This window comes from Pirellulales bacterium (genome assembly GCA_033762255.1).
In the GTDB taxonomy this organism is placed as follows: Bacteria; Planctomycetota; Planctomycetia; order Pirellulales; family JALHPA01; genus JANRLT01.
Genome location: JANRLT010000026.1, coordinates 1 through 3,827, shown reverse-complemented (window position 1 = coordinate 3,827; position 3,827 = coordinate 1). Strand labels below are relative to the sequence as shown.

Sequence of the window (3,827 nt, the reverse complement as noted above, 5' to 3'; positions counted from 1 at the left end):
CTAGCAAGCGCCGCTGAAAGAACGGTCGAAGGCTTGTGGGATAGAGTGGGACTCATCGAAGATCAATTCAAGCCAGCAGAATGTACCCGCTACCTACGCCACTGTGGTTACAATTTGACACTAGCATGAAAAGCGCTCTAGCAAAAAATTGCGCGGTTAATATTTTGTGTAGGCACCAAGCATTCATCGGTTATTACCGGCTGACGCAACCGCGTTACGGTATATTCCCTCACCCCGGCCCTCTCCCAGAGGGAGAGGGAGTATTCGCCAGGTAGCCGCTGCGCGGCAACCCTGGGCTGAGTTCCTTAACCGCGTTGCGGTACAGGGGAACCGCGAAGCGATTCTGTATCATAGCCCACGGGTTGGAGCGTAGCGACTACCCTGAGTGAGCGGGCAAAACCAATGAATTATTACTCCCACGGATTTGCGTAATCTCTTGGAAACTGGGTGAAAACCGCGCTCTATTTACCTGCGATTGGTATAGATTGCTTAGCTCCCTAAAAAAACCCAACTGTTTCAACAGGCTACTAGGGAGCAGGAGGGGCCGCCAGTAAGGGGGGCTGGCTTTCGATGATCACCACGACCTTGACACGGGAACTGACCGGGGATGGAGCCGCGGCGGTACCTTTCTCTTTCACGCTGTGGTCGGGGATGGGGGGGGCCGGGTTGTCATGTTCGCGATCCCGCTCAACGGCCTGGACATTTGCTGGGGGGACCGGCGGATGGTTATCCTGGGGAAGGGCCGAACGCAATTCAGCGGTTCTCGCTCGTCCTGCTTGGGCAATTTGGGGCCGATTGGCGGGTAATGGCTTTGTGCCGGTCAAGTTTTGCCAAATAGCCTCCCACGATCCCAATTTCCAGTTGTGTCCGGTGGATGGCTCTGAATTTTGCAAGGGTATGTCGGCGGTCGCGTTGGTCGCTTTGTCGCCCGCGAAATTTGCCGTGGCGCCGGCTGAAAATGGCAATAGCCGCACGGCCAATCCTTGCTGTTGGGGCTGCCCGGGTAGTGAGCCACCAAAATCACTGGGGGATTTTTTTTCGCCGATGCTCACGCCTGGGTTCGCGGCTGCTGGTGCGGGTTGTGCCGGGGAAAGGACGGCGGCAGATGGGACGGCGGCAGTTGGCGGTAGTTGTTCTGATTGACCCGTGAAGCTGGCATCCTCTGGCGGAGCGGGCGCGGGGGCCGCGGCTGCGGGCATTTCCACGGTGGGTGCGGGAATATCCGCGGGGGAAGGGATCATTGCCGCGCCCGGGGCCGTGGAAATTGCGGGCGCAGTGGCGATCGCGGGTGCGTTAGTGGTTTCCGCTAACGCGGTGGCTGGTAGTGGATCGCTAGCTGGGGAAGTGGTCGCCGCCGACAGCTCCGGAACGCTATTTGAGGTGTTGCGGTCGATAGGGGCGTTATCAGTTGAGGCGGCACCGTAACTTGAAGATGTTCCGGTTTCATCTCCCGAAGGACCTGGCAGGGGCAACAGCGACCGTGTTGTCCGCGCGGAAACCCGCAAGTCCACAAAGGGACTTTTCTCTGGCTGCAAATCCCGAATCAATTGATCAAATTGTTGAGGTTCGATTTCCAGCAAATAAACTTCCGCGCGTTCCAGGTCCGCCGCGATATCCAATTGTCGCAAAACCTGTTCGGAGGGTACCAGAGCAAGGCCAGGTTGCGGCGGAGTGGTGGATTCTGGGTAGTGTGCGGATTTTTCCGTTTTGGCCGCTTCCTCGGGCATTGCCATTTCCTTTTCCCGTGACGGTTTTCCTTCGATGAAGGACGAGCCGGGATCGGCCCGCTGGAGCACCGGGGGGTTCTGTTTTATCTGGTCTTCCAGGTTAAACAGCGATACATGATTTTGAGCCAATAATCGCGTGAAATTTTCATTCGGTTGGGGACCGGGTAACCCCTCGCCCACGCGAGATAGCCGGAGGATGACAATTTCTTCGGCGGCTGTTTCGCGAAAAGCCAGTTTACTGGTGGAAAGCTGATCCACGAGGGCGCTATTTGCCATCAAGGCCGTAACGGGTTGATCTGTGGCATTCCCTGGGTCGGAATTGCCTGGAGGAGCTCCATCCCCGGCCCGCCCAACAAAACTTGATGCGACGGGTTCGGCGGTTTCCGCCAGGGGCGCGGCGGCATTTTTTTGCAGCGGAATAGATTGATGGTCTGACTTTGGCAAAGTATTGCCCCGCGGGGGCGCGGCGTCGGTCGGAGGGGACGGGGGCGTGGGGGAATGCCTATCCGGGGTGGGGAGTGCAGGTAACTTACGCAGGGCCTGAAATTTAAACAGGTCCGCATCTTCCCCGGCGTTTTGGGAGGGTTCCGCTGGTTTGTTGAATTTTTCAGCAAATTCCTGGGGATTCTCGCTAAATTTTAACGGGGGAGGCGCGGATTTGTTCGGGCTATTGGCGGCACCACGGGAATAAGCGGGCTGATCTTGCTGGGGGAGCTTTTCATTTGTGGACGCGGGAGCCACCCGAGGCAAGTAATCCGTCGGCAGGCCAGTTCCGTAGGCCGGCAGGCCAGCTCCATTTGCCTGCAAGGCCTTCTCATCTGCCAAGGGGCCATTCTTCGTTTCCGGGGCGCTAGTTCCTTTTGCCAGGGGTCCAGCTCCATCCGCTTGAGAGTATGTGGTGGAATCTTTCGCCCCGTGAAACTGTGACTGATGACCAGGAAGAGCCGGGGAATTCATGAACGGTGTATCGTGGCCAGATTCTTCCTGTGATTGTTCTTTTCCCGCTAGTCCACCCGCGGAGAAGGGAGCCGAAAGGTCCTGGGGTTTATTCTCCCGTGACTTATCGCCAGCAGGGCCTAACGCCTCTTCCTGTCGCAGAACCACGATTTTTGGGTTTTGGTCGCGGGGACGATCGGAATTGGAAATCAAGATCATCAAGCAAGCGGCGGACGCCACCACCAGCCAGACCACGGGCCGCCGCCAATGGGCCGGGCGGGAGGGCGTAGCGAGGGGTGATTTTGCGTCGGTGATTTCCCTGGGTTGGGAAAGCGGCACAGGCTTTGACGGAGTGGATGGGGACTCCAACGCCTGGGTAATCGCGGGCGAGGGTGTTATTTGTAATCCAGGGGGGGGGCCATCCAGCCGCGACTGGGGATTGGTCAACAACAGTTCTTGCTGGGTGCGGCGCAGCACTCCCGCCGCAAAATCACCCGAAAGCTTATATTCTGGTAGGGATTCCAGTTGTTGGCGCACCGCGCGCAATTCATCCACCAACTGCCGTAATTGGGCATCATGCGTAAGCCGCTCTTCCAGTTGCAGTTGCTCCGGCGCGGACAATTCCCCGTCCAGATACGCACTCAGGCGTTCATCATCGGGCAAATAACCGTCGAATTGTCGATAATCTGCGGTCATGAAGCAAAGTGTGGGTCAAAAATGCGGTAATTGATTACGCAAAGGATGGATGGTTAATTAAGTTCCTCGGTCTGCCAGGTTTCCTTGAGCAGATTTCGTAATTCCAGTCTTCCCCGATGCAAGCGGCTGCGCACGGTCCCCAGCGGTAAATCCAACATCTCGGAAATGGTCTCGTAGCAATAACCATCAATCTCGCGCAGGACCAATACCGTGCGATATTCGTCCGGCAATCTGGCCAAAGCCGATCGCACCTGAACGACGCGCTCCGCGCTTTCCAGGTCGTCCGCAGGGGTTGTGGGACGGGCGGCGGGTTCCTGGCCATGATCCTCGCGGCGTTGATCCAGGCTGACGGTGGGTTTGCGTTTGCGACGGCGGCTAATGGACACGTTAAAGGCAATTCGATACAGCCAAGTGTAAAAGGCGGACTGCCGCTGAAATGTGGACAGTTTGAGAAACGCCTGGACAAAA

Annotated in this window: 2 protein-coding genes; both read right to left on the bottom strand. The window is 57.3% G+C overall.

Annotated elements, in window-relative coordinates:
- Positions 1 to 527: 527 nt before the first annotated feature.
- Positions 528 to 3,359 carry a hypothetical protein gene (locus SFX18_07870; protein ID MDX1963055.1) on the bottom strand — a complete coding sequence of 944 codons (2,832 nt, stop codon included), beginning with the start codon at positions 3,357 to 3,359 and terminating at the stop codon, positions 528 to 530.
- A 53-nt stretch (positions 3,360 to 3,412) separates the two neighbouring features.
- On the bottom strand, positions 3,413 to 3,827 hold a 415-nt coding region (locus tag SFX18_07865; GenBank protein ID MDX1963054.1), incomplete at its 5' end, for a sigma-70 family RNA polymerase sigma factor.

Bases quoted from the DNA above. Each gene is read 5' to 3' on its own strand.
- SFX18_07870 (MDX1963055.1), bottom strand. From the start codon at position 3,359: ATGACCGCAGATTATCGACAATTCGACGGTTATTTGCCCGATGATGAA.